The following is a 26828-nucleotide window of genomic DNA, read 5'->3' on the forward strand; positions in this document are numbered from 1 at the left end:
AATTGATCCGACCAAACGAACGGCGACGCATCTTGCGTCGCCGTTTCTTCTTCCGGTGCTGAAGGCTCTCCAGCGAGACACGCCTTGCGCCGGCTTGCCTGCATTCATCCCGTAGAACACTTTTTGTCCTGCACGCATCCGAACGTCTCCCTGCGTCGTATTGAACACGGCAGCAGGGCGTTTCGACGCAGCCAATCGCGCAAATTCTGTCTATGATGAAAAGTAGACGGTGTTGAACTTTGTCCATGCAGATGGTCGAAAAGGCACGCTATTTCGACCTCATCAGAATTGCTTCATCCATTTTGTCCATGACAACTTCGCCACAACAAGAATTCGTTTCGAAGCCGCTCCCGGATGGCGCTGGCCTTCCCGAGTCCATGCCACGGTCTGCCGCAGCCGCCGCGGGCGTGGGCATCGGCATTGGCGCGATCGCTCAGGAGATTGGTCTGACCAAGGACACGCTGCGTGTCTGGGAGCGCCGCTACGGTTTTCCGCAGCCCATGCGGTCGCCGGGCGGCGAGCGGCTCTATCCGCAGGAGCAGGTGACCAAGCTGCGACTCGTCAAGCGTCTGCTCGACGCGGGGCATCGTCCAAGCAAGGTGCTCGGTCAGTCGATCGATACCTTGCAGCACCTCGCCGAAAGCTCAGGCATTGGCCAGGATGCGCCGGACGCCGAACTCGATCATCTGATCTCGCTGCTGCGCGCCAGCAAATACGACGACTTCCGTTTTGGCCTGCTCAAGCGCGCCACCCGCGACGGCCTGGAACGCTTCGTACTGGATGTCGTGGCGCCGTTGTCCGCGCGCGTCGGCAATGCGTGGGCCGCCGGGACCTTGCAGGTGTTCCACGAACATCTGTTCAGCGAATCGATCCAGAGCACGCTGCGCAATCTGATGCGTCCGCTCGCCGAAGCCACGCGCGGGCGCGGCAGCCGTCCGCGCGTGCTGCTCACGACGCTTTCGGGCGAAGGGCATGGCCTCGGCATCCTGATGGCGGAAGCGATGTTCGTGCTTTCCGAATGCGAGTGCGTCCAGCTGGGCTTGCAGACGCCGTTGCACGACATCGCGGCCGCGGTCACGGCGCATGACGTGGATATCGTCGCGCTGTCGTTCACGGCGGTGATGCCGGCGCAGTCCGTCGCGAATGGCCTGAACGACCTGCGCAAGCTGTTGCCGCCGCATGTGCGCATCTGGGCCGGCGGCAGCAGTCCCGCGCTGCGCCGCAAGATTCACGACGGCGTGCAGCACGTGACCGGACTCACGCCCATCGACGAAGTGGTCGCCGAATGGCGGAACTCCGCCGTGCTATGATCGTTGACGCTCGTTCAGACGAGCGTCGGCACGCAATGCATGCCGGGCACGGTCGGACTGTCGGGTCCGCGGAGCCAGGCAAGCACACTCGAAGCGATTGCAAGCGTATCCAGTCAGCGTCACGTGAACTGTCACATGGATACGCCATACTGCGTCGCCGGCACGCAGGCGGCGGCAGGCTCGACGCCACTTGACCATACCTCAGGCACAGGTTTCGCTCCTCACCCACGGTAGAACAAGACGTACGACACGCGACATTTGCACGGGGAAGTGCAGTGTTTCAGGCGGGACGCAATGCGTTGCCGCAGCGCAGATCACGGCGCTTCGTTGTCGCTTTTTGTCTTTGGCCGACGGAATCCCGCGTAAAATTGAAAGCTTCGTCGTTCGCGGGCACGGATTCCGGCCTGCGAGAATCGACAGTCATTACAGATATAACGTCGCATAAGTGGCATCAGGGGTGGACAATGAACACCATGCTTTATCCGGAACTGTACAAATCGCTGGAATCCGTCCGTTGGGACATGGAGAAGGACATTCCATGGGACAGGTTCGATGCGTCCCTGCTGACCGACGAGCAGGCCAAGACCATCAAGATGAACGCGATCACCGAATGGTCCGCGCTTCCCGCAACCGAGATGTTCCTGCGCGACAACCACAACGACAGCGACTTCTCCGCGTTCATGAGTGTGTGGTTCTTCGAAGAACAGAAGCATTCGCTGGTGCTGATGGAATATCTGCGCCGCTTCAAGCCCGAGTTCGTCCCGAGCGAGGAAGAACTGCACGCGGTGCGCTTCGAGTTCGACCCGGCGCCGCCGCTCGAGACGCTGATGCTTCACTTCTGCGGCGAGATCCGCCTCAACCATTGGTATCGCCGGGCGGCCGAATGGCATACCGAGCCGGTCATCAAGCATATCTACGAAACCATCTCGCGCGATGAAGCGCGTCATGGCGGCGCTTATCTGCGCTACATGAAGAAGGCGCTCACGAACGCGGGCGACACGGCGCGCGCCGCGTTTGCGAAGATCGGCGTCCTGATGGCGTCGGCGCGTCGCACTGAAAAGCCGCTGCATCCCACGAACCTGCACGTCAATCAGGCGCTGTTTCCGCGCGATACCGTGCAGTCCCGTCTGCCTGACCCGGAATGGCTCGAACGCTGGCTGGACGACCAGATCCGCTTCGACGACAGCTGGGAGCGCAAGGTGGTCGAACGCATCCTGCACAACCTGTCCATTCTGTTCGAGCGTTCGTTCGCTACGGCGCAGGAACTGAATCGCTATCGCAAGGAAGTGGTGCAGCGTCTGCAGGCCGGGACGGCCGGCGGATCGGCTGAACAGCCTGCCTGATTCGTCAGAGACTCCGCATCGCGCAGTCATAGGGGAGCGGCCCGCCGGCACATGTCGGCGGGCCGTTTGCTTTGGGTGTCGCGCACCGTCACGCACCGTCGCGCACTCTGGCGCCACGTCATCCTTGGCAAAGCCGCCGTGGCACAATGCGCGCTTTCAGAAACCCGCAGCGAGCCCGTCATGTCCGCCATCTTCGAACGCAAGATCATCACGCGCGAGGCGCTCGCCGCGCTGCGCCCAGGCTTGACCGGTCCGGTCGTCTTCACCAACGGCGTGTTCGACATCCTGCATCGCGGCCACGTGACCTATCTCGCCGATGCCAAGGCGCTGGGCGCGACGCTCATCGTCGGGGTGAACAGCGATGCGTCGGTGCGCACGCTCGGCAAGGGCGACGATCGCCCGATCAATCACGAAGACGACCGCATGGCCTTGCTGGCCGCGCTGGAAAGCGTGGACTGGGTCGTGAAGTTCGGTGAATCGACGCCGCTCGAATTGATCGGTGTCCTGCGTCCTGACGTGCTCGTGAAAGGCGGCGACTACGACATGGACAAGCTCGCCGAAGCGGCGCTCGTGCGCGGCTGGGGCGGCAAGGCGCTGGCCATCGCGTTCGAGCACGACCGCTCGACCACCGCGCTGCTCAGGAAGGTCCGCGCGCAGTCCTGACGCGCCCCGTCTTATTGTCCGAGCGGCGTGGATTGCACATTGGCGGCCGGCGCCGGACCGCCGACGCGCGGCTGGTCGAACGCTTCTTCCGGGTGGATCGGGCGCGTGTTCAGCGCCTCGGGATGCACCTGCTGCAACAGGTGATGCGGCTCGCGCGCGCCCGCGGCGGGCAGCGGCCCCGCCATGCCGCGCATCACCGCGAACATCAGCAGGTTGGCGAGTATCAGTAGGGCGATCAGCCAGCGCAGCATTCGTGGGCTCCGTCCGTCGAATCAGCGAATCAGGATGAATGGCGTGCAGCGGCGTCCCGCGCGATGAGCGTCAGACCCGACAGCACAAGTGAATCGTGGCGCGTATAAGGCGCCTCGAGCGCGTCCGCGATTTCGTGCGCCGCGCCGCCGCCGAGCACGAGCCGCACTTCGGCGCGCCAGTCTGCTTTCAGATCGCGCCAGGCACGTTCGATCAGGCTCGCCTGCGCCAGCCGGCAGCCTGCCGAGAGCGCGGCGGCCGTGTCCGCGGCGAACTGGCTGCGGGTCCGTTCCAGCGCGGCCCGCGCGGCGGCGGCATCCAGTGTGGGCAGTTGCGCCGTGTGGCTGCCGAGCGATTCCATCATCAGCGACCACCCCGGCGCGATCAGCCCGCCGGTGAACACGCCGTCGGCGCGCAAGGCTTCGAGCGTGGTCGCGGTGCCGAAGGTCGCGATCAGCAGATGTTCGCCGGGATAGGCGGCGCGGGCGGCGATCAGGCCGCACCAGCGGTCGCTGCCGAGCCGCGAGGGTTCGGTGTAGCCGTTGCGCACGCCGCATTGCTCGGCCTGCGCCTTGACGATAGTGCGCGGAACGGTAGGCCAGCGCGCGTCGATCAGGCGCTGGATACGGTTCTGCACCGGCAAGCCGGCGACGTTGGAGATCCAGACAGCCGACGGCGCGGCGAGCGCGGACCAGGCGTCGAGCGCGGCGTCATCGGCGGCGGTGGAATGGTGCGCGTGCTCGAATGCGCCGTTCGCGAGCGGGGCTCCGTCTGCACTGACGAGCGACCACTTGATGCGGCTGTTGCCGGCATCGATCAGCAAGTACGGCGCAGCGTTCACGGACGCTCCCTCGCGAGCCGCAGCGTGAGTTCGCCGGTCGTGACGGTGCGCGGACCTTCGGGCGCGTCGATCAGCAACTGGCCGCTTTCGTCAACGCCCGATGCAATGCCGCGCGTCACTTCCAGACCCTGGTCGAGCAGCGCGACTTCGCGGCCGGCCCAGGCGTGCGCGTCGAGCCAGCGTTGCCGGAACGGCCGGAACCCTTCGGCCTCGAAACGCGGCAGAGCGGTGTCGAGCGCGTTGAGCAGGGCCGCGAGCGTCTCGGTCAGATTGGCGTCGGGCCATGCGCGCGCGAGGGCGGCCGGCGCGGCGCCGGGCGTGGACGACGAGGCCGCCGCGGACGACCGGTTCGCGTCCTCGACCTGGGTGGCGAGTTGTTCGGCGCCGTGCAGGTTCGTGCCGATGCCGATCACGACGGCCGTGGCGCCGGGCGTGTTCCACGCCGTTTCGATGAGAATGCCGGCGAGCTTGCCGTCATCGAGCAGGACGTCGTTGGGCCACTTCAGCGCGGGGCGCGCGGACGGCGTGAGCGGCAGGCGCGAGAGCGCGTCGAGCACGGCGGTGCCGATGGCGAGACTCAGCCCGGAGAGGCCTTCGACCGGCCGCTTCAGCACGCAGCCGACCGACATCAGCAGCGCGTTGCCCGGCTCGGCGAGCCACGCGCGGCCGCGCCGCCCGCGTCCGGCGGTCTGCGAATAGGCGACGCGCACGCAGGGCGCCGGTGTGCTGTTGCGGGGCAAGGCGCGCAGTTGCGCCATCAGGTCGGCGTTCGTCGAGCCGGTTTCGTCGACGATATCGATGGTCCAGTCGCGGGCGGGACGCTCGGCGAGCGTCGCCAGCCGTGTGAGGTCGATGCGCCAGGGCGCGTCGGGGGCGAAGGGAGTCGGGTTCATGGTGGCTATTGTAGCCGCGCGCCACGCGCCGCCACGGCCGGAACGCTAATACGAAAGCGATGCGCAATGTCTTGCTGCAGGCCGCCGCGTACTTGCGGAGCGTGGCGATGGATGGCGAATGTGTTTCGCTGACCAGCAGGCTTCCGAGGTCCGCGACTGCCCACCCGGTCATGCCCATACGTTCCCCAATCTGCGCTTGATCGAGACCGGCTTCCCGGCGAGCTTGCAGGAGAGCGTCGCGCATTTCATGCCCAGCGTTCGGGATTTGATTCGCGAAGGCAGTCAATTTTCGTTCTCGCGGGGATAACGGATTCGGGCATGCAAGACGTTCAGCACGGTGACGCGGTCGCTGACTCGATTAATCACGAGGTAATTCGGGTGGACGACCATTTCACGTGTGTTGGGAACGCGTCCAGGGCGATAAATGTAAGGATTCTCGGCCAAGGTGATGACGGCTTCCCTGATCAATTCAACCAGGCTTTCAGCCGCCCCCGGGTCACGCTCTTCGATGGATTCGTAGATTTCCTTGAGCCGCCTGCGTGCGCGCGGCCTCCAGTCAACGAGCATGCCGAGCCTTGCGCTTCGCAACGATCAATGCGTCCATTTCCGCGAACAACTCGTCGTGCGGAATGGACGGTGCGGCCTCCGCAAGTTAAGCCTCAATCTCCTCGCGGAACCATTTTTGATAGCGTTCGGCGTCCTCGAAGGACTCGAATTCAGAAATACGCGGATCCAGTTTTCCGTCCATGTCATGCACCCCCGAATTGGTGAAGTCATCATAGCGCGACGCCTTGAGCGCATGGCAAGCCGAATTTTCCCAGTTTCACGCGTCATGTGATGGGTGCCTGCAAACCCCCATCCCGCGTCCCCAAACCAACCTTCGCTACAATGTCCCTTCACCCTTAACCGCGTTTTACCGCGCCATCGATCCTTGGACTTCGACACGCCGCCGCGCCTGAGAGTGGAAGCCGGTCAGCAGGGCAAGGTGGTCCGGCTCTCGGGTCAGTGGACCGCGCTCGCGCTCGCGCGCGACCGGGCCAAGAGCGGCGTCACGCGGCGGCTGCGGGCCATCGGGCGGGAGGCGATCGGCGAATGGGACCTGCTGGCCATCGAGCGTCTCGATCACGTCGGCGGCCAGGCGCTCTGGCGCATCTGGGGCCGCAAGATGCCCGCCGCCGTCGAACTCTCCGACACCCAGCGGGAGATCTTCGAGCGCGTCGCGCTGCTCGACGCCGAGCGCGAGGAGCCTGAACCCGTCGATCGCATCGATCCCGTCACGCGGCTCGGCCAGCTGATCTTCACGTTCTTCGACCACCTGCACGGCGGCCTCGCGATGTTCGGCGCCTTCGTGCTGGACCTGTTCGGTCTCGTGCGCCGTCCGCGCCGTATCCCGTGGACGGAAATCTCCGCCAACATCTACAGCGCCGGCGCCCAGGCGCTGCCGATCACCGCGCTCGTCGCGTTCCTGATCGGCATCGTGCTGAGCTATCTGTCCGCGCAGCAGCTGCGCGCGTTCGGCGCGAACCAGTACATCGTCAATATCCTCGGCCTCTCGGTGATCCGCGAACTCGGGCCGGTGCTCTCGGCCATTCTGGTCGCCGGCCGTTCGGGCTCCGCGATCACCGCGCAGATCGGCGTGATGCGCGTCACCGAGGAACTCGACGCCATGCAGGTCATGGGCATCCCGCACGGCCTGCGGCTCGTGCTGCCGCGCGTGATCGCGCTGGGCGTCGCGATGCCGCTGCTCGTCATGTGGACCAACATCGTCGCCCTGCTGGGCGGCGCGCTCGCCGCGAAGCTCGTGCTGTCCATCGACATGAATTTCTTCATCCGCTCGCTGCCCTCCGTCGTGCCGATCGCCAATCTGTGGATCGGGCTCGGCAAGGGCGTCGTGTTCGGCATGCTGATTGCGCTGACCGCCTGCCATTTCGGTTTCCGCATCAAGGCGAATTCGCAGAGTCTTGGCGAAGGCACGACCACGTCGGTGGTGACGTCGATCACCGTGGTAATCCTCGCCGACGCCGTGTTCGCCATCCTGTTCCAGAACGTGGGGCTGTAGACGCACATGTCCACGACGCTCGCCACCGCCGTCCGCCATCAGCCGCCGCCCGTCATCGCGGAGCCGGTGATCGAAGTGCGCGACCTGACCAAGCGCTACGGCCGCACGGTCATCCACGAGCATCTGGACCTCGATGTGCGGCGCGGCGAGATCGTCGCGCTGCTGGGCGGCTCGGGTTCGGGCAAGACTACGCTCGTGCGGCAGATGCTCGGGCTCGAAGCGCCGACGTCGGGCACCATCCGCGTGCTCGGCGAAGAGTGGACGCGCATGGACGAGGACACCGCCAAGATGCTGCGCTCGCGCTCCGGCATGATGTTCCAGCAGGGCGCGCTGTTCTCGTCGCTGACGGTGTACGACAACATCGCGCAGCCGTTCCGCGAACTCGGCAAGATTCCCGAGGACCTGATCCGCGAATTCGTGATGCTCAAGCTGGAGATGGTCGGGCTGTCGTGCAAGCACGCCACCAAGATGCCTTCGGCGCTGTCGGGCGGCATGGTCAAGCGCGTCGGCATCGCGCGCGCGATCGCGCTCGAGCCGGAACTGCTGTTTCTCGACGAACCCACGGCCGGCCTGGATCCGAAGGCCTCGGACGAGTTCGTCGATCTGATCGCCACGCTGCATCGCGCGCTCGGCCTGACCGTCGTGCTGGTCACGCACGATCTCGATACGATGGTGGCGCTGTCCACCCGCGTCGCCGTGCTGGCGGACAAGCATGTGCTCGTCGCGGCGCCGGTGGAGGAAGCCTGCGCGGTGGATCATCCGTTCATCCGCGAGTATTTTCTCGGCCGGCGCGGCCGCCGCGCGCTGCAGGCGCTGCCGCCGGAGCGCCGCGCGAAGCTGCCCGCGGCGGCGCTCGAGGACGCGCCGATCACCGTCAACAAGTAGCCGCATCACGCATGGACGAAGCCGGCGCCGCCGCGAAGTCAAAGGAACCTGCCGATGGAAAACAAATCACATGCGTTCTGGACCGGGCTGTTCACGATCGCCCTCGTGCTGGCCATCGCGTTCGCCGTGTTCTTCTTCAACGTGGATCGTACGGTGCGCGTGCCATACGACCTGATCGCGCGCACCAACGTGACCGGCCTCTACACGGATGCCGCCGTGCGCTATCGCGGGCTCGGCGTGGGCAAGGTGCAGTCGATCAGCTTTGACAAGGCCCATCCGGGGCAGATCCGCATCCGCATCCTCGTCGACCAGAACGCGCCGATGACGCACTCGACCTTCGCCACGCTCGGCTTCCAGGGCGTGACGGGCATCGCCTTCGTGCAGCTGGATGACACCGGCAAGGACACGAGCCCGCTGGCTTCGTCGGCGCAGCACATCGCCGAAGTGCCGATGCATCCCGGCCTGTTCGAGCAGTTGCAGCAACGCGGGGACGTCATTCTGAAGCGCTTCGAGCGCCTCTCCGAAGACGCCGACAAGTTCCTGTCCGATGACGTCCGCAACCAGTTGATGGCGACCACGAAGAGCCTGCAGGGCGCGGCGGACGGCATCGCGACGCTCGCGAGCCAGGTGCAGCCGGCGACAGCGCAACTGCCGCAGACGCTCAAGCAGCTCGACACCACACTGGCCTCGACCAATCAGCTGGTGCAGAACCTGAATCGCCCGGACGGTCCGCTCGTCACCAATCTGAACAAGGCGGGCAAGGCCGCCGAGGACGCGAGCGCCTCGCTCGCCGACATGAACGAATCGCTGCGCTTCGTGACGGCGCGAGTGGGCTTCGAGGCCTTGCCGCGCTTCTATTCCTTCAGCGACGACGTGAGCGCCGCCGCGCGTTCGGTGGACCGCGCCGCCGATGCCTTCAGCACCAATCCGCGCAGCGTGCTGTTCGGCGCGCCGAAGCAGGCGCCGGGACCGGGCGAGGCGGGTTTCACGTGGCCCGCGCAGCCCGCGCATTGAGTGAGAGAACGACATGCCAGACATCGACACGAAGACCGCCTGGGTGACTCGGCTGTGCATCGGCGCGTGCGCCTGCGTCGCGCTGCTGGCGGGCTGCGCCTCGACGCCGGACGCGCTGCCGGATGCCCGCTACGACCTGGGCGCGCTGCGGATCGGGAATGCGTCGGCGGGGGCGTTGCCGCCGCCGCCGGTCAAGGTGCTGGCCGTGGCCGCGCCGCGCAATCTCGAAACGGACGCGTTCGCCTATCGCCTGAGCTACGTCGACCCGCAGCGCGTCGCCACCTATTCCGACAGTCACTGGACGATGCCGCCGGCGCGCCTGCTGACGCAGCGCCTGCGCGACGCGCTCGCTGCGCGCGGTCAGATCCTGTCGGGCGCCGATCCGGTGCGCGCCGTGCCGCTGCTCGAAGTCGAGCTGACCCGCTTCGAACAGGACTTCGATGCGCCGGAGCAGAGCCATGGCGTCGTCGACGTGCGCGCGACGCTCACGCAGCAGGGCCGCGTGGTGGGCCAGCGCAGCTTCAGCGCCAGCGTGCCCGCGCGCAGCGCGAATGCGGCGGGCGGCGCGCAGGCGCTTGCTGCAGCCTCGGACGATGTGATCGCGCAGGTCTCCGCGTGGCTTGCCGCCCAACCGCTCGCCGCCGCGCGATGACGCGCGGCGGTCCGCTCTTCCGCCCAGCACGGAGGCATCCGGGCGGCTCATGACGATCAAGCAATGGCAGCGCCGCCCGTCGGCGTTTTCCCGGCAGGCGCTCGCCGCGTATGCGGCGCTCGTCGTGTATGGCTCGCTGTATCCGTTTTCCGGCTGGCGCTCGCTGGGCCTGAGCCCGTTCGCCTATCTCACCGATCCGCTGCCGCAATACCTGACGGTCTTCGACGTCGTCACCAACGTGCTCGGCTACATGCCGCTCGGCGCGCTGATCGTGCTCGCGCTGTATCCGCGCTGGCGCGGCACGCTCGCGGTGGGCGCGGCGCTGGCGGGCGGCATGCTGTTGTCGGGGGCGATGGAAGCCATCCAGACCTATCTGCCGACGCGCGTCGCCTCGAACCTCGATCTCGCGGCCAACGCGTTCGGCGCGCTGCTCGGCGGCGTGCTGGCCGCGCCCGCGACGAGCGCGCTGCTCGACCGCGGCCTGCTGCGGCGCATCCGCTTCACCTGGTTCGAGCGCGACGCGGCCTATGTGATCGGGCTGACGGCGCTGTGGCCGTTCGCGGCGATGTTTCCGGCGCCCTATCTGTTCGGCGGCGGCGATCTGCCGCGCGTGCTGTGGGACACGCTCGATCCGGCGATGCAGGACGCGATCCTTGCGTGGACGCCCGTCGCCTGGGACGTGGAAAGCTGGCCGGACCGGCTCGGCGCGCTGCTGCCCGACGACGCCTGGGAGGCGCTGATCACGTCGAGCAGCCTGTTCGGCGCGCTCGTGCTGGCGACGCTGCTGACGCGCACCCGTGCGCCGCGCATGCGCCTGATGCTGGGCCTCGTCGCGCTGACGCTGTTCGCGAAGGCGGGCGCGACTTTTCTGCAGTCGCGCGCCGGCCTCACCTTCGACTGGGCCACGGACGGCGCGCTGGAAGGCGTCGCCATCGCGATGCTGGCGGCGCTGCTCTCGGTGTCGCTGCCGCGCGGCCTGCGCGCAGCGCTCGCGGGGGCGGCGCTGCTGATGTCGCTCGCGCTCGTCAACCTGCTGCCGGTGAATCCGTACTTCGATATCGTCCTCGCCGACTGGCGGCAGGGCCGCTATGTGCATTTCAACGGGCTGGTGCACTGGCTGTCGTGGGTGTGGCCTTACGCGGCGCTCGGCTGGCTCGCTTCGGCGGCGGAGCACGCGTGGCTGGCGCGGCGGCGTGCGCAGCGCGGGCGCTGAGCTTGGGTGGAACCGCCCGGAGCGGGCACGAACATCGCTGGCTATAATCGGCCGATACTCTCAGCGTGCCAGACTCATGGATTCCTTCTACAAGTATCACGTGTTCTTCTGCCTGAACCAGCGCGAAGAAGGCGCCGCGCGGCCAAGCTGCGCCAACTGCAACGCGCAGTCCATGCAGGAATATGCCAAGAAGCGCGTCAAGAAACTGGGCCTCGCGGGCGAAGGCCAGGTGCGCATCAACAAGGCGGGCTGCCTCGACCGCTGCGAACTGGGTCCGGTCGTAGTCGTGTATCCGGAAGGCACCTGGTACACGTATGTCGATGAAACCGATATCGACGAAATCGTGGACTCGCATCTGGCCAACGGCAAGATCGTCGAACGCCTGCTGATCGATCAACCGGCATGAACGCGCAGACCGAGAAGTTCCTGATCGACGGGCCGGTCGGCAAGATCGAATGCGCGCTCGACCAGCCGGACATGGCGCCGCGCGGCATCGCGCTCGTTGCGCATCCGCATCCGCTGTTCGGCGGCACCATGGACAACAAGGTCGCGCAGACGCTCGCGCGCACCTTCGTGCAACTCGGCTACACCACCTTCCGTTCCAACTTTCGCGGCGTCGGGCAGACGGGCGGCGAGCATGACAACGGCATCGGCGAACAGGACGACCTGCTCGCGCTGATCGACCACATGCGCGCGCAGCCCGGCCAGTCCGACGTGCCGATCGTCCTCGCGGGCTTTTCCTTCGGCACCTTCGTGCTGTCGCATGTGGCGAAGCGCCTGCTCGAAGCGGGCAAGCCGATTGAACGCATGGTGTTCGTCGGCACGGCGGCGAGCCGCTGGGAAGTCGCGCCGGTGCCGGAGAGCACGCTCGTGATCCACGGCGAAGTGGACGACACGGTGCCCATCCAGTCGGTCTATGACTGGGCGCGGCCGCAGGAACTGCCGGTGGTCGTGATCCCCGGCGGCGAGCACTTCTTCCATCGCAAGCTGCATATTCTCAAGCGCGTGATCGTCGACGCCTGGCGCTGATCGTCCTTCCCTGCGATGCACTCGCGAGCGCTGCCGCGCAGCGCTCGAAACACTCGAAAAGCGCTGAAGCCGCCTCGGAAAAACGTTAAAACACGCGGCCAGCACGCAGATTCGAAGGAAGACGCAAGCAGCCCGCGCGTATAATGGCGCAGAATTTTTTCGCTGCTCCCGGCCGCACGACGCCTTCCGGCGCGCGTCGCGGCCTTCGGGAACACCGGCTTCCGAGAACCGATTTCGCTTCCGTCTGTCGAACGAGCGCTTTTTGCCGCAGCGCCGCTGCCATGGCCGCTGTCATGGCCGCCGTTATGGCGAAAGGCCCGACCAACAGCGACGGTCTGCCTGTTCAACCCGTGCTTCGCCGATCATCCGATCCCCGATCGCCATCGTCGCAGCCTGCTTTTTCCGCCGATCGATCCTATGCGCTTTGTCCCTTCCGGTCTGTCTCTTCCGTCTGTCTCCGTTTCCTCGAAAGCCGCTCTCGTCCTGCCCGCCATGCTGGCCGCGGCGAGCGCGTATGCGCAGGTCCCGCCGCCCGATGTGACGGCGAACTCGTGGGTGCTCGTCGACGCCACCAGCAACCAGGTGCTCGCGTCCGGCAATCCCGACGAACGTGTCGAGCCCGCTTCGCTCACGAAGCTGATGACCGCCTACCTCGTCTTCGACGCGCTCAAGGCGAAGAAGATCAACATGGACCAGACCGTCATGCCGAGCGAGGCCGTGCGCCGCGTGAAGACCGACGAGTCGCGCATGTTCATCGAGGCGAACAAGCCGGTCACCGTGCACGATCTCGTGTACGGCATGATCGTGCAGTCGGGCAATGATGCGGCCATCGCGCTGGCGGAACTGGTCGGCGGCAGCGAGAGCAACTTCGTGCAGCTGATGAACGCCACGGCGAAGCGCATCGGCATGACGCACACCAACTATGCCGACGTGAACGGCATGCCGGACGCGCAGCACTACACGACGGCCGGCGACCTCGCGCTGCTGTCTGCACGCCTGATCCGCGACTTCCCCGAGTACTACAGCATCTTCTCGGTGAAGGACTTCACGTACAACAAGATCAAGCAGCCGAACCGCAACCGCCTGCTGTGGCTCGATCCGACCGTCGATGGCCTGAAGACCGGCCACACGAAGGCCGCCGGCTACTGCCTGATCGCTTCGGCGAAGCGTCCGCTGGCGGGCGTGCCCGATGCGAGCCGCCGTCTGGTGTCGGTGATGATGGGCGAGCCGAAAGAGCATAACCGGGTGCAGGACAGCCTGAAGATGCTCAACTACGGCTACACCGCGTACGACGCGCTGCGCCTGTACAAGGCGGATCAGGTGATCGCCTCGCCGCGCGTCTACAAGGGCGCGGCCAACAACGTGCAGGCCGGCGTGACGACGGATCAGTACATCACCGTGCCCAAGGGTCTCGGCGACAAGGTCAAGCCGACCGTCACGCAGGATCAGCTGATCGTCGCGCCGATCAAGAAGGGCCAGCAGATCGGCTCGGTGAAGATGATGGCCGACGGCAAGGAAGTCGCGCAGTTCCCGCTGGTCGCGCTGCAGGACGTGCCGGAAGCCGGCATGGTCGGCCGTCTGTGGGATTCGGCGCTGCTGTGGTGGCAAAAGCGCAAGTAAAGCCGGAACGAACGAGGAGCGGTATCGATGAGCCAGTCTGACGATTTCGATCCCACGGTGTATCTGAACGGCGCATGGGGTCCGCTTTCCGAAGCGCGCATTCCCGTGCTCGACCGGGGCTTCATCTTCGGCGACGGCGTCTATGAAGTCGTGCCGCTCTATGCACAGGCCGCAGGTCCGCGCTTGCCGTTCAGGCTGAAGCAGCATCTCGCGCGGCTCGAGCGCAGCCTCGGGAAAATCCGTATCGGCAATCCGTTCGACGGAGCGGGCTGGCGCGCGCTGATCGACCGCGTGGTTGCCGAGAATCCGGGCGAGGGCGATGCGCTCGTCTATATTCAGGTGACGCGCGGCGTTGCCAAGCGGCGCGGCCATGCGTTCCCGGCGGGCATCACGCCGACCGTGTTCGTCATGCTCGGCAAGCTCGCGTTCCCGAGCCCGGCCGAACGCGCGCAAGGCGCCGTGGCCGTGACCGCCGAGGACAAGCGCTGGCTGCATTGCGACATCAAGTCGACCTCGCTGCTCGGCAACGTGCTGATGGCGCAGCACGCGGCCGAACACGATGCGCTGGAGACCATCCAGCTGCGCGACGGGCTGCTGACCGAAGGCTCGTCGTCGAACGTGTGGATCGTGAAGCAGGGTGTGCTGCTGGGCGCGCCGCGCGGACCGCGCATTCTGGAAGGCATTCGCTACAGCCTGATCGAGACGCTGGCGCAGGACGCCGGGATTGCCTTCGAGGAACGCGACATCAGCGAAGCCGAACTGCGTTCCGCCGATGAAATCATGATCAGCTCCGCGACCAAGGAAGTGATGCCGGTCACGACGCTGGACGGCGCGCGCGTCGGCGACGGCCGTCCCGGTCCGGTCTATGCTGCGCTGTATGAGGCCTACCAGCGGGCCAAGACGCGCGAATTCGCCGACGAGGCGCCGCGCGCGAAGTGAAGGAGAACATCATGTCCGATACGAAACCAGACTCGAAGCCCCAAGCCACCGATCCCACCGACTCCGCCGCGCACAGCGCCGACGAGCTGTTCGACTTCCCGTGCGACTTTCCGATCAAGGTGATGGGCAAGTCGCATCCCGAGTTCCAGGACACGATCGTCGGCGTGCTGAAGCAGTTCGACCAGGACTTCGACGCCTCGCGCGTCGAGACCCGGCCGTCGTCGGGCGGCAATTACACGGGCCTCACCTGCACGGTGAAGGCGCAGAATCGCGCCCATCTCGACGACATCTATCGCGCGCTGACCGGCCATCCGATGGTCAAGATAGTGCTTTGAGCTTGCCGGCGGGGGCGTCGCAGACGGCGGGCGTGCGCTCGTAAAGCTGCCTGAACTGCTCGGCCTCGTCGAACACCCAGTTCCTGAATGCCTGCACCCGCGCCGTTCCGAGCAGCGCGGGCGGGCACACGAAGAAATACTTCCACGGGCTCGGTCCGTCCACGTTGAACAGGCGCACGAGCCGTCCCGCGAGAATCTCCTGCATCGACAGCGAACGGCGCACGAGTGCGATGCCCTGACCGTCGATCGCCGCCTGCAGCAGATTCGACGAATCCTCATACAACACGCCGCGCTTCGGCTCCGCCAGGTCGGTGAGCCCGGCCGCGTCGAACCATGGGCGCCACAGTTCTTCATCCGAGCGCAGCAGCGGCAGGCTGGCCAGATCGGCCGGCACGCGCGGCAGGTCGCCGCCGCGAAAATTCGGCGAGCACGCCGGAAAGAACACTTCGTCCAGCAGTTCCTCCGTATGGATGCCGGCGTACTTGCCGTAGCCGAAGCGGATCGCGACGTCCACGTCGTCGCGGTTGAAGTCGGTGAGCGCGTTCGTCGACAGCAGTTCGAGGTCGATCTCTGGATGCTTCTCGATGAAGCGGCCCACGCGCGGCGTCAGCCAGCGCGCCGCGAACGACGACAGCATCGACACGATCAGCCGCCGGTCGCGGTCGCCCGAGCGGATGCGGCGGGTGGATTCCGCGAGCGCGAGCAGCGCCGCGCGCACTTCGGCAGCGTACTGCCGGCCGCGATCCGTGAGCCGCACGCGCTTGCCGTCGCGGGCAAACAGCGGCACGCCGAGCTCGGTCTCCAGCGCGCTATCTTGATTTCGGACGGCGCCTTGAGTGACTAAGAGTTCGTGGGCGGCGCGGGAAAAACTCTCGTGACGCGCGGCGGTCTCGAAGGCGCGCAGAGCGTTCAACGCAGGAAGCTGTCGCAGGTCCATATGCAGGGTCGCCGGGTCCGTTGTCAAATTGGCTCACATAGCGGTGAAAATTGATCGTTTTGCCTGATGCCTTGCCACGCCTAGGATTGTAGTCATCGAAACGTTCCTTTGGCGGAGTCGGTCATGCGAGAAATTTCAACAAGCGTCACCTTCGAAATCAAGCCCGGCGAAACCGTGCCGATGCGCATTGCCCGCGGCACACGTCTCGCGGTGCAGGGCAACGCGGTCTGGGCGACGCGCAGCAACGACATCGACGATTACTGGCTCGAACCCGGCGACAGCCTGAAGTTGCGCGAACGCGAGCGGCTCTGGCTGTCGGTGGAGGGCGAACAGCCGGCTTACGTCGTCTTCACGATCGTGCCGCGCTGCGACGAACGCGCGATCCAGTGGCTGTCGGCAGGCATCGAACGGCTCGCGCAGCGTTTCCGGTCCGGCTGGCGCACCGTCTGAAGCGTGCTGCAACTATTCGGTTTTGTCATCGCAGGCATGCGAATTCACCATCGGCGGGCATGATCCACTTTCGGTAAACTACCGGGATCATGTCCGCCATACCGCTCGCCCTCCCACAAGACACAGCCGACACGTCCGACACCGCCCTCGAAGCCGGTGAATGGCCGGTCACGCTGCGCTGGCTGGGGCTCGAATCCTACGATCACAGCTTCGACGCGATGCGCGCGTTCACCGACGCCCGCACGCCCGACACGCCCGACGAAATCTGGCTCGTCGAACATCCGCCGGTGTTCACGCTCGGCCTGGCGGGCAATCCCGCGCACTTGCTGCTTGCCGACAGCGGCATTCCGCTCGTCAAGGTGGATCGCGGCGGACAGATCACGTATCACGGTCCGGGGCAGGTGGTGGCCTATCTGCTGATCGATCTGCGCCGGCGCAAGCTGATGGTGCGAGAGCTGGTGCGGCGCATCGAGGAAGCCGTGATCGAAACGCTCGCGACGTATAATCTCGCGACCGACCGCAAGGCCGGCGCGCCCGGCATCTATGTGGCGCAGCCCTCCGGACGTCCGGAGGCGCAGGGCGCGGTCGGTCGTCTGCGCGAACAGCACGCACTGCATGAGGGCGCGAAGATCGCGGCGCTCGGACTCAAGATTCGCAACGGCTGCAGCTACCACGGCGTGAGCCTGAATGTGAACATGGACCTGCAGCCCTTTCTCGCGATCAACCCGTGCGGCTACGCGGGGCTCGAAACGGTCGACATGGCGACGCTCGGCGTCGCGGCCGACTGGCGCGACGTAGCCTTTACGCTGGCCGAACGGCTGGCGCATCAAATCGGCGGCCTCCCCGCATTTGCCGCTGCAACCACCGGATCGACCGAATGACTGACGCAACCGCAAACCTGGCCGGCGACACCGCCGCTGCTTCGGCCTCTCCCGCGCCCTACGACGCCACCGCGAAGCAGAAAGCGCAGGCCAAGACCTCGCGCATTCCGATCAAGGTCATCCCGATCGAGAAGCTCAAGAAGCCGGAATGGATCCGCGTGCGCACGGCGACCGGCAGTTCGCGCTTCAACGAGATCAAGCAGATCCTGCGCGAGCACAACCTGCACACGGTGTGCGAGGAAGCGAGCTGCCCGAACATCGGCGAATGCTTCGGCAAGGGCACCGCGACCTTCATGATCATGGGCGACAAGTGCACGCGCCGCTGCCCGTTCTGCGACGTCGGTCACGGCCGCCCGGATCCGCTCGATGCCGACGAACCGGCGAACCTCGCCCGCACCATCGGTGCGCTGAAGCTGAAGTACGTGGTGATCACGTCGGTGGATCGCGACGACCTGCGCGATGGCGGCGCGGCGCATTTCGTCGAATGCATCCGGCAGGTGCGGGAGCAATCGCCGGAAACGCGCATCGAGATTCTCACGCCGGACTTCCGCGGCCGTCTGGATCGCGCGATCAACATCCTGACCGCCGCGCCGCCTGACGTGATGAACCACAACCTCGAAACCGTGCCGCGCCTGTACAAGGAAGCGCGTCCGGGTTCGGACTATCACCATTCGCTCAAGCTGCTGAAGGACTTCAAGGCGCTGCATCCGGAAGTGGCGACGAAGTCGGGCCTGATGGTCGGACTCGGCGAGACGGAAGAGGAAATCCTCCAGGTGATGCGCGACCTGCGCGCGCACGACGTAGACATGCTGACGATCGGCCAGTATCTGCAACCGTCGGAGCATCACTTGCCGGTGCGTGCATACGTCCATCCGGATACGTTCAAGATGTACGAGGAAGAGGCCTACAAGATGGGCTTCACGCATGCGGCGGTCGGCGCGATGGTGCGATCGAGTTATCACGCGGATCTTCAGGCGCATGGAGCGGGGGTGGTTTAAGCCTGTATATGCGCTTCGTGAAAAACCCACGGGAAACTGTGGGTTTTTTGTTTGTGTGGAGAAAGCCCGGCACGCAACGCATTGGACCGTTGAATCCTGTCCGGATCGCCGGACGCCTTGATTCCGGATTTCCGGAATCCCGGATTCCGCGCTTGCCGCAGCGAAAAATAAACGATAAAAATCAGCGGCTTATAGAAGAGTGAATCCTGGCATCACCCTTGCAATCAGAAAGGCACGGCCCATGAGCCGCCCATAAAAGTCAAGGAGACAAGCCGATGACCCCTCTCGCATCCCAACGTCCCTGAATTCGTCGACGAAGCGGCTAAACGCCCTTGCGGCGCGATTCACCGGACGCATCCCTCGAAGCTTCACCGCGCACGGACGAATCCTCCCGCACGTCACGCTCGCCGCTGGCTGACTTCCCGCCAACTGCTGGTTATTGCCTGGAAACATCGTGAAAAAACCTCTCCATAAAATCCTGTACGTGCAGGTGATCGTGGCCATCATCATCGGCATCGCGCTCGGGCACTTCTATCCCGCGCTCGCCACCGACATGAAGCCGCTCGGCGACGCCTTCATCAAGCTCATCAAGATGGTGATCGGTCCGATCATCTTCTGTACCGTCGTCACCGGCATCGCCGGCATGGAAGACATGAAGAAGGTGGGGCGCGTCGGCGGCAAGGCGCTGCTGTACTTCGAAATCGTCTCGACCTTCGCGCTGATCCTCGGCCTCGCCGCGACGCACCTGCTGCGTCCGGGCGTCGGCTTCAACGTCGATCCGGCCACGCTCGACCACAAGGCCGTCGATTCGTTCGCGACCAAGGCGCACGGCCAGAGCACCGTCGACTTCTTCATGCACATCATCCCGGACACGCTGGTCTCGGCGTTCTCGCAAGGTGAAATCCTGCAGATCCTGCTGATCGCGCTGCTGTTCGGCGCGGTGCTCACGCACGTCGGCGAGCGCGGCAAGGTGGTGACGAACTTCATCGAAGGCCTGTCGAGCATCCTGTTCGGCATGGTCGGCATCATCACGAAGCTCGCGCCGATCGGTGCGTTCGGCGCGATGGCGTTCACCATCGGCAAGTACGGCATCGGTTCGCTGCTGCCGATGCTCAAGCTCATCGGCACCTTCTATCTCACCTCCATCGTGTTCGTGGTCTTCGTGCTCGGCGCCATCGCCCGCATGGTCGGCTTCAACATCCTGAAGTTCGTTGCGTACATCAAGGAAGAGATGCTGATCGTGCTCGGCACGTCGTCGTCGGAAGCCGCGCTGCCGCAACTGATGCTCAAGCTCGAAAAGCTCGGCTGCTCGCGCTCGGTGGTGGGTCTGGTCGTGCCGACCGGCTACTCGTTCAACCTCGACGGCACCAACATCTACATGACGATGGCCGTGCTGTTCATCGCGCAGGCGACCAACACGGATCTCTCGTGGGGCCAGCAACTGACGCTGCTCGCGGTCACGATGCTGACCTCGAAGGGCGCGAGCGGCGTGACCGGCGCGGGCTTCATCACGCTGGCGGCGACGCTGGCCGTCGTGCCGACCATTCCGCTCGCGGGCATGGTGCTGATTCTCGGCATCGACCGTTTCATGTCGGAGTGCCGCGCGCTGACGAACATCGTCGGCAACGGCGTGGCGACGGTGGTCGTGTCGGCATGGGAAAAGGAACTCGACCGCAGCAAGCTGAAAGCGGCCTTGTCCCGTGACGTCGACGTGACCGACGTCGAAGAAGCGAAGTCGGTCTAAGCCGGCCCGGGCACTTCAGGCCTCCTTCCTCCGGACGACGTCATCATGCAAGCGGCGAAGCCTCACTCCACGAGCGCTTCGCCGCCGTCGTCTGCGGGTCCGGATCTCGCGGGCGCGTATGCCACAATGGTTGATCCTCTTTCGCGGGACTCAGCCCACGTGACGCGCCGCATCCTCGTGTTCTTCGTGCTTTTCGCGGCGCTCATGGCGTGCTGCGCGCTCACGTGGCACGTGGCCTGGCAACGCGGCACCGACGAATTGCGGCTGAATGCGGCCGCGCGCGTCGATCGCACCACCAATACCCTCAAGAGCACGCTCGACCGCTACGAATATCTGCCGTACCTGCTGTCGCGGCATCCGGTCGTGCAGGACGTGCTCGATCATCCCGACGCGGCGCGCGTCGAACGTGCCGACCGCTACCTCGAAGACCTCAACGCGCGCGCGCACGCCACCGTCACCTATCTGATCCGCGCCAACGGCATCTGCGTGGCCGCCAGCAACTGGAACGGGGCCGACAGCTTCGTCGGCGTGGACTACAACTTCCGGCCGTATTTCATCGACGCGATGAAGGGCGGCGTCGGCCGCTTCTTCGGCATCGGCACCATCTCGACCGAACCCGGCTACTACATCTCGCAGCCGGTGTATCGCGAAGGCACGAAGGAGGTCATCGGCGTCGTGGTCGTGAAGCTCAATCTGGAGTGGCTGCAAGGCGCGGATGCGTCGGAACCGCTCATCGTCACCGACGATCACGGCGTCATCTTTCTTTCGTCGGTGCCGGGCTGGAAGTACCACACGGTGCGGCCGCTGCCGCAGAACGTCGAGGCCTCGGTGTACGCGACGCGCCAGTACGCGCAGCAGGCCATCACGCCGCTGCCGCTCAGCATCGTGAAGACGCTCGAAGGCGGCGCGCAGATCGTGCGCGTGGGCGGCGGCCGCAATGCGCCGGCGTTCCTCGCGACCCATCGTTCGATCGGCGAGCCCGACTGGCAGCTCATCACGATGGCCGCGCTCGATCCCGTAGAAAGCGCCGCGCAGAACGCCGTGATCGTCACCGCGCTCGTATTTGTCTCGCTGTGCCTGCTCGCGTTCTACTGGCGCATGCGGCGCGCGCGCGTGCGCGAGATGATCCGCAGCCGCGGACTGCTGCAGACCGCGTATGCCGAACTGAACCAGCGCGTCGCGGAACGCACGGCGGACCTCTCGCAGGCCAACGCGCAGCTGACCAAGGAAGTGGCCGAACGCACCCGCGCGGAACAGGACCTGCGCGCCGCCCACGACGAGCTCATCCAGGCGAGCAAGCTCGCCGCGCTCGGTCAGATGGCGGCGGGCATCACGCATGAACTGAATCAGCCGCTCGCCGCGTTGCGCAGCTTTTCCGACAACACCCGCGTGCTGATCGAGCGGGGCGAGCAGGTGGCGGCGCGCGAGAATCTCGAAGCGATCGCCGCGCTGACGGAGCGCATGGGCAACATCACGAACCAGCTCAAGCTGTTCGTCACCAAGGCGCGGCCGAAGAACGCGCGCGCCGACGTGGCGCGCGCGCTGCGCAACGTGTTCTCGATGTTGCGTCCGCGCATGAAGCACGTCACGGTCGACATCGCGCCGGAGCTCGACGGCGACAGCCCGCCGCTGTTCGTGCGCTGCGAGGATCTGCGGCTGGAGCAGGTGCTGATCAATCTGGTCGGCAATGCGCTGGACGCGGTGGCGTCGTGCGACCGGCCGCGCATCGTCATCGAACTCGATGCGCGCGCCGGGTCGATCGAACTCACGGTGCGCGACAATGGTCCCGGCATTCCCGCCGACGCCCTGCCGCGCCTCTTCGAGCCGTTCTTCACGACCAAGGAAATGGGCCAGGGGCTGGGCCTCGGCCTGGCGATTTCATCGGCGATCGCGCGCGATTACGGCGGCACGCTGGCCGCGCGCAATCGCGAGGCGCCGATCGTCGCGGACGGTCCCGAGGGCGGCACGCAGGCCGATGCCGATCATTCGCATGGCGCGGAGTTCGTACTGACGCTGCGGCGCGCGTGAACGTGCCGCGCAACCTCTAGCTGGAGCAAGACATGACCACCGGTTTGCAGGTGATCTTCATCGAAGACGACGAACTCGTGCGGCGCGCCAGCGTGCAGAGTCTGCAACTCGCGGGCTTCGACGTGACCGGGCACGGCAGCGTCGAGGCTGCGGAGCGCCTGATCGTCGCGAACTTTCCGGGCGTGATCGTCAGCGACATCCGCCTGCCGGGCGCGAGCGGTCTTGACCTGCTCGCGCAATGCCGCGAACGCGCGCCGGAAGTGCCCGTGATCCTCGTCACCGGTCACGGCGACATATCGATGGCCGTGCAGGCGATGCGCGACGGCGCCTATGACTTCATCGAGAAGCCGTTTGCCTCCGAGCGCCTGATCGAAGCGGTGCGCCGCGCGCTGGAGCGGCGGTCGCTGGTGCTCGAAAACCAGGCGCTGCGGCGCGAGCTGGCGGGACAGAGCCGCATCATCGGGCGCAGTCCGGCGATCGGGCAGGTGCGCCAGCTGATCGCGAACATCGCGCCGACGGACGCGTCCGTGCTCATCAACGGCGATACCGGCGCGGGCAAGGAGCTGATCGCGCGGAGCCTGCACGAGATGTCGCCGCGTCGCGACAAACCCTTCATCGCGGTGAATTGCGGTGCGTTGCCGGAGCAGATGTTCGAATCGGAGATGTTCGGCTATGAAGCCGGCGCTTTCACGGGCGCGCAGAAGCGGCGTATCGGCAAGCTGGAAGCCGCCTCGGGCGGCACGCTGTTTCTCGACGAAATCGAAAGCATGCCGCTCTCGCTGCAAGTGAAGCTGCTGCGCGTGCTGCAGGACGGCGTGCTGGAGCGGCTCGGCTCGAACCAGCCGGTGCGGGCGAACCTGCGCGTCATCGCGGCGGCGAAGGGCGACATGAACGAACTCGTCACCGACGGCACGTTCCGGCGCGACTTGCTGTACCGCCTGAACGTCGTGACCATCACGCTGCCCCCGCTCAACGAACGGCGCGAAGACATCGTGCCGCTGTTCGAGCATTTCCTGCTCGATGCCGCTGTGCGCTACGAGCGGCCCGCGCCGCTCATCACGGATCGGCAGCGCGCGGAACTGATGCAGCGCGACTGGCCCGGCAACGTGCGCGAACTGCGCAACGCGGCGGACCGCATGGTGCTGGGCATTCTCGACGACGGCGGCGCGGCCGCGCTGGAACCGTCGACACAATCGCTGAAGGAGCGCACCGAGCTGTTCGAGCGCGCGGTGATCACGGAAGCGCTGGAGCACTGCGGCGGCGTGGTCGCGGTGGCGGCGGACCGGCTGCAACTCGGCAAGGCGACGCTCTACGAAAAGATCAAGCGGTATGGGATCGTGGTGAAGGGAGAGGCGGCGGAGCGCTGAAAAGAAAAACGCCCGCTGGACTTAAGCGGGCGTCGCATGCCAGGCGGTGGCTCTGCTCAGGCTGCGCTGAGCGCCTTGTCAAGCAGTTGATCCAGTTCCGCGAAAGTCGGCTCGCCGACATAGCGCTTGAGGATCTTGCCGTTCTTGTCGATGACGAAGGTGGTCGGCGTCAATTGCACATTGCCGAACTGCTTGGCGACGCTGCCGTCGTCCATCGCCACCTTGAACGGCAGATTGCGCGTCTGCGCGTAATTGGTCACGTACATCGGCGCGTCGTAGTTCATCGCGACCGCGACGAATTCCAGTCCGCGCCCCTTGAACTTGTTGTACGTGTTGATCATGTCGGGCATTTCCTTCATGCAGGTTTCGCAGCTCGTCGCCCAGAAATTGACGAGATAGACCTTGCCTTTCAGATCGCCCTGAGTGGAGACCTTCTGCCCGGACAGCAGCGTGAAGGTCGCGTCCGGCACCTTCTGCTGGCCGCCGAAGGCGAAATAGCCGGTGCCGGCGATGACGCCCGCGACGAGCGCCATCGCGATATAGCGCAGCGGGCCTTTGGCGCGCCTGGATGAGTCTTGCGTGGCTTGGGACATGTGAACCTCGGATTGCCGGAAACGGCGCCGGAGACTGGCGCGGCCGCACGGGGAAGTGCTGCGTATTCTAGCGCCGTTTTCGGGATGGAGTCGTGACGCGCCGATAGGCCCGGGATCAGCGCGAGATAATGAAGGTTTTCACGCACGAGTTTTCCACGAGTCTTCCATGAAGCGAGCTTTCCCTCTGTCCGGCAGGTTTTCTCTCTCGAATTTCCGCCATACGAATCTCTTCGCTGGCCGGACGATGCGTGCCGTGGTGTGCGCTTCTGTCGCATGCGGCGCGCTGCTGGCCTGCACGCCCGCCTACGACTGGCGCACCATCATGAACAACGACGATGGCTACGAAGTCACCCTGCCTGCGAAGCCGCGTTCGGACGAACGCGAGATCGAAATTGCCGGCCAGGCGATGACGATGCGCATGCAGACCGCCGAGGCCAACGACGCCGTGTTCGCCGTCGGCACCGTGGTGCTGCCGAGTTCGGATCCGGCCCTGCAGCGCGCCGCGCTGGACTTTCTCCAGGCGGGACTGGCGCGCAACGTGAACGCGCGGCCTGCCACACGCGATACACAGATCGACCTCGCCATGGGCGGCCACGTCCCCGGAAGCGAGATCGAAGTTCAGGGCGAGAGCGGCGCCAAGCGCGAGGCGCGAACCATTCACGCCCGCTTCGTGGCGCGCGGTGCGCACGTTTATCAAGTCGCGATCGTCGGGGACAAAATGCCGCCGGCCGAGCAGTCAGATCAGTTCTTTTCGTCGTTCAAGCTGTTTTAGAGGGAACCCTCGAATTCAGCATTCACTGACAACGGAGGCGGCTTTGTTCCGCTTCCGGACTGAAAGTTCCGTCGCAAGTTTGGAAGCTAATCGACGGATTCATATGGGTTTTTTGCACTATCCACAGTGTCTGTGGATAACTATGTGGAAAACAGCTTACGTTTACGCGCACATGCCCGATTGATGCGGTTTACGTTACTTTGCCTGCGTTCGCGGCAAGTTAAATAATTCAATAAAATCAATAGTCTGTGCAGAAACGTTGTTTCCGGGGTTTGATCAGACAAACATCGGTCCCGGATCGCTCCAATGTGCATAAGTCAAGTCTTGACAAGCATGTTTCTGCCTTACGAGCCCCGAACCAGAGCGTTTCGGCCCGCTCAGGCCACCGACAGGGCACGCCGGTATTGCACGGCTTCTGCCACATGCGCGGCGTCGGGCCGGTCGGCGCCGGCCAGATCGGCGATCGTCCGCACGACTTTCAACACGCGGTAGTACGCCCGCGCCGACCACCCGAACCGCTCACCGGCCGCGCGAAGCAGCGCTTCGCCGTCGGCGTCGGGGCGGCAGAGTGCGTCGGCTTCGCGGCCGCTCAGTTCGCGATTGGTCTTTCCCTGGCGCCGCAACTGGATCTCGCGCGCCGCCGCCACGCGGGCCGCGACCACGGCGCTCGATTCGCCGCGCGCAGTGCTGCGCGCCGACAATTCCGCCGGCGACAGCGCGGGCAATTCGATCTGAATGTCGATGCGGTCCATCAACGGCCCCGACAGCTTGCGCAGATAGCGCGTGGCGACCTCCGGCGAGCAGCGGCAGCGGCCGCTCGGATCGCCGCGCCAGCCGCAGGGACACGGATTCATCGCCGCGATCAGCTGGCACGCTGCGGGAAAGTCGGCCTGCTGGGCGGCGCGTGAGATGGTGATGTGACCGACTTCGAGCGGCTCGCGCAGGGTTTCCAGCACCTTGCGGTCGAACTCGGGGATTTCATCGAGAAACAGCACGCCGAGATGGGCGAGGGTGATCTCGCCCGGTTGCGGCGGATTGCGGCCGCCGACGAGCGCAGCCGAACTCGATGAGTGATGCGGCGCGCGAAACGGCCGTTGCCGCCACTGCTCGGGCGCAAAGCCGATGGAACTGGCGGAGAGAATCGCGGCGGAGGTGAGCGCTTCGTCGTCGCTCATCGGCGGCAGGAGGCCGGGCAGACGGGCGGCGAGCATCGACTTGCCCGCGCCGGGCGGGCCCACCATCAACAGATGATGTCCGCCTGCCGCGGCGACCTCGAGCGCGCGGCGGGCGGCCGGGTGACCGATGACGTCGGCAAGGTCGGGGCCGGGCGCGGCCGTCTGTTCGAGCGATGCGGCCTGCACCGGACGCAGGCGCGCGCCGGGCACCCCGTTCAGGTGGGCGCAGAGCGCCGGCAAGTCAGCGGCGCCGAACACCTCGATGCCCGGCACGAGCGCCGCTTCCGCCGCGCTCGCGAGCGGCACGTAGATTTCCGGCACGCGCTCGCCCCGCTCGTGTGCGGACGCATGCTGGCGCGCGGCGCCGCAGACCATGGCAAACGCGCCGCGCATCGGGCGCAGCGCGCCGGTGAGCGACAGCTCGCCCGCGAACTCGCGGGATTCGAGCGATTCAACGGGAATCTGGCCACTAGCGGCGAGAATGCCGAGCGCGATCGGCAGGTCGAAGCGGCCCGTCTCCTTCGGGAGATCGGCGGGCGCGAGATTGACGGTGATCCTGCGTACGGGAAAGTCGAAGCCGCAGTTCTGCAGCGCGGCGCGCACGCGCTCGCGGCTTTCGCGGACTTCGAGATCGGGCAGACCGACGATGGAGAACGACGGCAACCCGTTGGCGAGATGGACTTCGACGACGACTTCCGGCGCGCGCCCAGGAGCGGGCGCGCGGCTGCGTACCACGGCAAGCGACATGATTTCACCTGAAACGGCGCGGCACACGCGCCGGCAACACATCTGGGAACTGACGGCTCGCTGGCCGGGATACGCGGGTGAGGAGTGAGGA

Annotated in this window: 27 protein-coding genes and 1 pseudogene; 20 read left to right on the forward strand and 8 right to left on the reverse strand. The window is 65.7% G+C overall.

Translation table 11 applies throughout. The features are described from left to right. Positions 1-377 precede the first annotated feature (377 nt). The 3 genes from QCE64_RS00695 (at position 378) to rfaE2 (ending at position 3316) form a co-directional block, all read left to right on the forward strand. On the forward strand, positions 378-1310 hold the full coding sequence (locus QCE64_RS00695) for a MerR family transcriptional regulator (RefSeq protein ID WP_309913370.1): 933 nt from the start codon (positions 378-380) through the stop codon (positions 1308-1310). A 464-nt stretch (positions 1311-1774) separates the two neighbouring features. After that, positions 1775-2653 (forward strand): ferritin-like domain-containing protein, encoded by an 879-nt coding sequence (locus tag QCE64_RS00700; protein WP_309913372.1) that lies wholly within the window; start codon positions 1775-1777, stop codon positions 2651-2653. Between the two features lie 180 nt (positions 2654-2833). After that, on the forward strand, positions 2834-3316 hold the full coding sequence (gene rfaE2 / locus QCE64_RS00705; protein ID WP_309928939.1) for a D-glycero-beta-D-manno-heptose 1-phosphate adenylyltransferase: 483 nt from the start codon (positions 2834-2836) through the stop codon (positions 3314-3316). Between the two features lie 11 nt (positions 3317-3327). Here the strand turns inward: rfaE2 and QCE64_RS00710 are convergent, their stop codons facing one another. From QCE64_RS00710 to QCE64_RS00730, 5 genes and pseudogenes are all read right to left on the reverse strand, one after another. Next, entirely contained in the window at positions 3328-3567 is a 240-nt protein-coding gene (locus QCE64_RS00710) for a hypothetical protein (protein WP_310002438.1), read from the reverse strand. Between the two features lie 29 nt (positions 3568-3596). Then, on the reverse strand, positions 3597-4406 hold the full coding sequence (locus QCE64_RS00715) for a type III pantothenate kinase (protein ID WP_310002439.1): 810 nt from the start codon (positions 4404-4406) through the stop codon (positions 3597-3599). Then, positions 4403-5299: a biotin--[acetyl-CoA-carboxylase] ligase gene (locus QCE64_RS00720; RefSeq protein ID WP_309913380.1), complete on the reverse strand. Its 897-nt coding sequence runs from the start codon at positions 5297-5299 to the stop codon at positions 4403-4405. The genes QCE64_RS00715 and QCE64_RS00720 overlap by 4 nt, the downstream gene beginning before the upstream one ends. Positions 5300-5351: 52 nt before the next feature. Continuing rightward, positions 5352-5534: pseudogene (locus QCE64_RS00725) on the reverse strand (helix-turn-helix domain-containing protein); the annotation flags it as partial. A gap of 47 nt (positions 5535-5581) precedes the next feature. Continuing rightward, positions 5582-5866, reverse strand: a complete 285-nt coding sequence (locus tag QCE64_RS00730; protein WP_310002440.1) for a type II toxin-antitoxin system RelE/ParE family toxin — start codon at positions 5864-5866, stop codon at positions 5582-5584. Positions 5867-6230: 364 nt separating this feature from the next. Between QCE64_RS00730 and QCE64_RS00735 the strand changes: the two genes are divergently transcribed. From QCE64_RS00735 to QCE64_RS00780, 10 genes are all read left to right on the forward strand, one after another. Continuing rightward, positions 6231-7358: an ABC transporter permease gene (locus QCE64_RS00735; protein WP_309913387.1), complete on the forward strand. Its 1128-nt coding sequence runs from the start codon at positions 6231-6233 to the stop codon at positions 7356-7358. A gap of 6 nt (positions 7359-7364) precedes the next feature. Further along, entirely contained in the window at positions 7365-8243 is an 879-nt protein-coding gene (locus tag QCE64_RS00740; RefSeq protein ID WP_309913390.1) for an ATP-binding cassette domain-containing protein, read from the forward strand. Positions 8244-8297: 54 nt separating this feature from the next. Continuing rightward, on the forward strand, positions 8298-9257 hold the full coding sequence (locus tag QCE64_RS00745) for an MlaD family protein (RefSeq protein ID WP_309807054.1): 960 nt from the start codon (positions 8298-8300) through the stop codon (positions 9255-9257). A gap of 13 nt (positions 9258-9270) precedes the next feature. Beyond that, positions 9271-9909: an ABC-type transport auxiliary lipoprotein family protein gene (locus QCE64_RS00750; RefSeq protein WP_310002441.1), complete on the forward strand. Its 639-nt coding sequence runs from the start codon at positions 9271-9273 to the stop codon at positions 9907-9909. A 49-nt stretch (positions 9910-9958) separates the two neighbouring features. Beyond that, on the forward strand, positions 9959-11122 hold the full coding sequence (locus tag QCE64_RS00755) for a VanZ family protein (protein ID WP_310002442.1): 1164 nt from the start codon (positions 9959-9961) through the stop codon (positions 11120-11122). A 76-nt stretch (positions 11123-11198) separates the two neighbouring features. Further along, on the forward strand, positions 11199-11528 hold the full coding sequence (locus QCE64_RS00760) for a (2Fe-2S) ferredoxin domain-containing protein (RefSeq protein WP_309913401.1): 330 nt from the start codon (positions 11199-11201) through the stop codon (positions 11526-11528). Further along, complete coding sequence (locus QCE64_RS00765; RefSeq protein WP_309928960.1) at positions 11525-12151, forward strand: alpha/beta hydrolase; 627 nt, start codon at positions 11525-11527, stop codon at positions 12149-12151. The genes QCE64_RS00760 and QCE64_RS00765 overlap by 4 nt, the downstream gene beginning before the upstream one ends. A gap of 417 nt (positions 12152-12568) precedes the next feature. Then, a complete protein-coding gene (locus QCE64_RS00770) occupies positions 12569-13771 on the forward strand; it encodes a D-alanyl-D-alanine carboxypeptidase family protein (protein ID WP_310002444.1) in 1203 nt (400 codons plus the stop codon). A 27-nt stretch (positions 13772-13798) separates the two neighbouring features. Continuing rightward, entirely contained in the window at positions 13799-14710 is a 912-nt protein-coding gene (locus QCE64_RS00775) for a D-amino acid aminotransferase (RefSeq protein WP_310002445.1), read from the forward strand. 11 nt (positions 14711-14721) lie between these two features. Beyond that, positions 14722-15045 (forward strand): DUF493 family protein, encoded by a 324-nt coding sequence (locus tag QCE64_RS00780; RefSeq protein ID WP_309830184.1) that lies wholly within the window; start codon positions 14722-14724, stop codon positions 15043-15045. Here the strand turns inward: QCE64_RS00780 and QCE64_RS00785 are convergent. Beyond that, entirely contained in the window at positions 15029-15982 is a 954-nt protein-coding gene (locus tag QCE64_RS00785; RefSeq protein WP_310002446.1) for a transcriptional regulator GcvA, read from the reverse strand. The two genes, QCE64_RS00780 and QCE64_RS00785, sit on opposite strands and share 17 nt — an antisense overlap. A 123-nt stretch (positions 15983-16105) precedes the next feature. On the opposite strand from QCE64_RS00785, the gene QCE64_RS00790 reads away from it, so the two are divergent. The 6 genes from QCE64_RS00790 (at position 16106) to QCE64_RS00815 (ending at position 23450) form a co-directional block, all read left to right on the forward strand. Next, a complete protein-coding gene (locus QCE64_RS00790) occupies positions 16106-16432 on the forward strand; it encodes a DUF2917 domain-containing protein (protein WP_309913419.1) in 327 nt (108 codons plus the stop codon). Positions 16433-16521: 89 nt separating this feature from the next. Next, on the forward strand, positions 16522-17313 hold the full coding sequence (lipB, locus tag QCE64_RS00795; protein WP_310002447.1) for a lipoyl(octanoyl) transferase LipB: 792 nt from the start codon (positions 16522-16524) through the stop codon (positions 17311-17313). Continuing rightward, positions 17310-18311 (forward strand): lipoyl synthase, encoded by a 1002-nt coding sequence (lipA, locus tag QCE64_RS00800; RefSeq protein ID WP_309913425.1) that lies wholly within the window; start codon positions 17310-17312, stop codon positions 18309-18311. Before lipB ends, lipA begins: the two co-directional genes overlap by 4 nt. A 454-nt stretch (positions 18312-18765) precedes the next feature. Further along, positions 18766-20055, forward strand: a complete 1290-nt coding sequence (locus tag QCE64_RS00805; protein ID WP_309807068.1) for a dicarboxylate/amino acid:cation symporter — start codon at positions 18766-18768, stop codon at positions 20053-20055. A gap of 45 nt (positions 20056-20100) precedes the next feature. After that, positions 20101-22083: an ATP-binding protein gene (locus QCE64_RS00810; RefSeq protein ID WP_404987111.1), complete on the forward strand. Its 1983-nt coding sequence runs from the start codon at positions 20101-20103 to the stop codon at positions 22081-22083. Between the two features lie 32 nt (positions 22084-22115). Beyond that, the gene (locus QCE64_RS00815; RefSeq protein WP_309913432.1) at positions 22116-23450 is read left to right on the forward strand and encodes a sigma-54 dependent transcriptional regulator; all 1335 of its coding nucleotides are present in this window, start codon (positions 22116-22118) and stop codon (positions 23448-23450) included. Positions 23451-23506: 56 nt separating this feature from the next. Here QCE64_RS00815 and QCE64_RS00820 read toward each other — a convergent pair whose 3' ends face one another. After that, positions 23507-24043, reverse strand: a complete 537-nt coding sequence (locus QCE64_RS00820) for a TlpA disulfide reductase family protein (RefSeq protein ID WP_309807071.1) — start codon at positions 24041-24043, stop codon at positions 23507-23509. Between the two features lie 166 nt (positions 24044-24209). Between QCE64_RS00820 and QCE64_RS00825 the strand changes: the two genes are divergently transcribed. Continuing rightward, positions 24210-24815: a hypothetical protein gene (locus QCE64_RS00825; protein WP_404987114.1), complete on the forward strand. Its 606-nt coding sequence runs from the start codon at positions 24210-24212 to the stop codon at positions 24813-24815. A 377-nt stretch (positions 24816-25192) separates the two neighbouring features. Here QCE64_RS00825 and QCE64_RS00830 read toward each other — a convergent pair whose 3' ends face one another. Further along, positions 25193-26737, reverse strand: coding sequence for a YifB family Mg chelatase-like AAA ATPase (locus QCE64_RS00830; protein ID WP_310002448.1), 1545 nt, complete (start codon positions 26735-26737; stop codon positions 25193-25195). Positions 26738-26828 lie beyond the last annotated feature (91 nt).

Source organism: Caballeronia sp. LZ043 (assembly GCF_031451075.1).
Classification (GTDB): Bacteria; Pseudomonadota; Gammaproteobacteria; order Burkholderiales; family Burkholderiaceae; genus Caballeronia.

Coding starts and splice junctions, on each gene's coding strand:
- QCE64_RS00695 (WP_309913370.1), top strand. CDS start 378: ATGCCACGGTCTGCCGCAGCCGCCGCGGGCGTGGGCATCGGCATTGGC.
- QCE64_RS00700 (WP_309913372.1), top strand. CDS start 1,775: ATGAACACCATGCTTTATCCGGAACTGTACAAATCGCTGGAATCCGTC.
- rfaE2 (WP_309928939.1), top strand. CDS start 2,834: ATGTCCGCCATCTTCGAACGCAAGATCATCACGCGCGAGGCGCTCGCC.
- QCE64_RS00710 (WP_310002438.1), bottom strand. CDS start 3,567: ATGCTGCGCTGGCTGATCGCCCTACTGATACTCGCCAACCTGCTGATG.
- QCE64_RS00720 (WP_309913380.1), bottom strand. CDS start 5,299: ATGAACCCGACTCCCTTCGCCCCCGACGCGCCCTGGCGCATCGACCTC.
- QCE64_RS00730 (WP_310002440.1), bottom strand. CDS start 5,866: ATGCTCGTTGACTGGAGGCCGCGCGCACGCAGGCGGCTCAAGGAAATC.
- QCE64_RS00740 (WP_309913390.1), top strand. CDS start 7,365: ATGTCCACGACGCTCGCCACCGCCGTCCGCCATCAGCCGCCGCCCGTC.
- QCE64_RS00745 (WP_309807054.1), top strand. CDS start 8,298: ATGGAAAACAAATCACATGCGTTCTGGACCGGGCTGTTCACGATCGCC.
- QCE64_RS00750 (WP_310002441.1), top strand. CDS start 9,271: ATGCCAGACATCGACACGAAGACCGCCTGGGTGACTCGGCTGTGCATC.
- QCE64_RS00755 (WP_310002442.1), top strand. CDS start 9,959: ATGACGATCAAGCAATGGCAGCGCCGCCCGTCGGCGTTTTCCCGGCAG.
- QCE64_RS00760 (WP_309913401.1), top strand. CDS start 11,199: ATGGATTCCTTCTACAAGTATCACGTGTTCTTCTGCCTGAACCAGCGC.
- QCE64_RS00765 (WP_309928960.1), top strand. CDS start 11,525: ATGAACGCGCAGACCGAGAAGTTCCTGATCGACGGGCCGGTCGGCAAG.
- QCE64_RS00770 (WP_310002444.1), top strand. CDS start 12,569: ATGCGCTTTGTCCCTTCCGGTCTGTCTCTTCCGTCTGTCTCCGTTTCC.
- QCE64_RS00775 (WP_310002445.1), top strand. CDS start 13,799: ATGAGCCAGTCTGACGATTTCGATCCCACGGTGTATCTGAACGGCGCA.
- QCE64_RS00780 (WP_309830184.1), top strand. CDS start 14,722: ATGTCCGATACGAAACCAGACTCGAAGCCCCAAGCCACCGATCCCACC.
- QCE64_RS00785 (WP_310002446.1), bottom strand. CDS start 15,982: ATGGACCTGCGACAGCTTCCTGCGTTGAACGCTCTGCGCGCCTTCGAG.
- QCE64_RS00790 (WP_309913419.1), top strand. CDS start 16,106: ATGCGAGAAATTTCAACAAGCGTCACCTTCGAAATCAAGCCCGGCGAA.
- lipB (WP_310002447.1), top strand. CDS start 16,522: ATGTCCGCCATACCGCTCGCCCTCCCACAAGACACAGCCGACACGTCC.
- lipA (WP_309913425.1), top strand. CDS start 17,310: ATGACTGACGCAACCGCAAACCTGGCCGGCGACACCGCCGCTGCTTCG.
- QCE64_RS00810 (WP_404987111.1), top strand. CDS start 20,101: ATGCAAGCGGCGAAGCCTCACTCCACGAGCGCTTCGCCGCCGTCGTCT.
- QCE64_RS00815 (WP_309913432.1), top strand. CDS start 22,116: ATGACCACCGGTTTGCAGGTGATCTTCATCGAAGACGACGAACTCGTG.
- QCE64_RS00820 (WP_309807071.1), bottom strand. CDS start 24,043: ATGTCCCAAGCCACGCAAGACTCATCCAGGCGCGCCAAAGGCCCGCTG.
- QCE64_RS00825 (WP_404987114.1), top strand. CDS start 24,210: ATGAAGCGAGCTTTCCCTCTGTCCGGCAGGTTTTCTCTCTCGAATTTC.
- QCE64_RS00830 (WP_310002448.1), bottom strand. CDS start 26,737: ATGTCGCTTGCCGTGGTACGCAGCCGCGCGCCCGCTCCTGGGCGCGCG.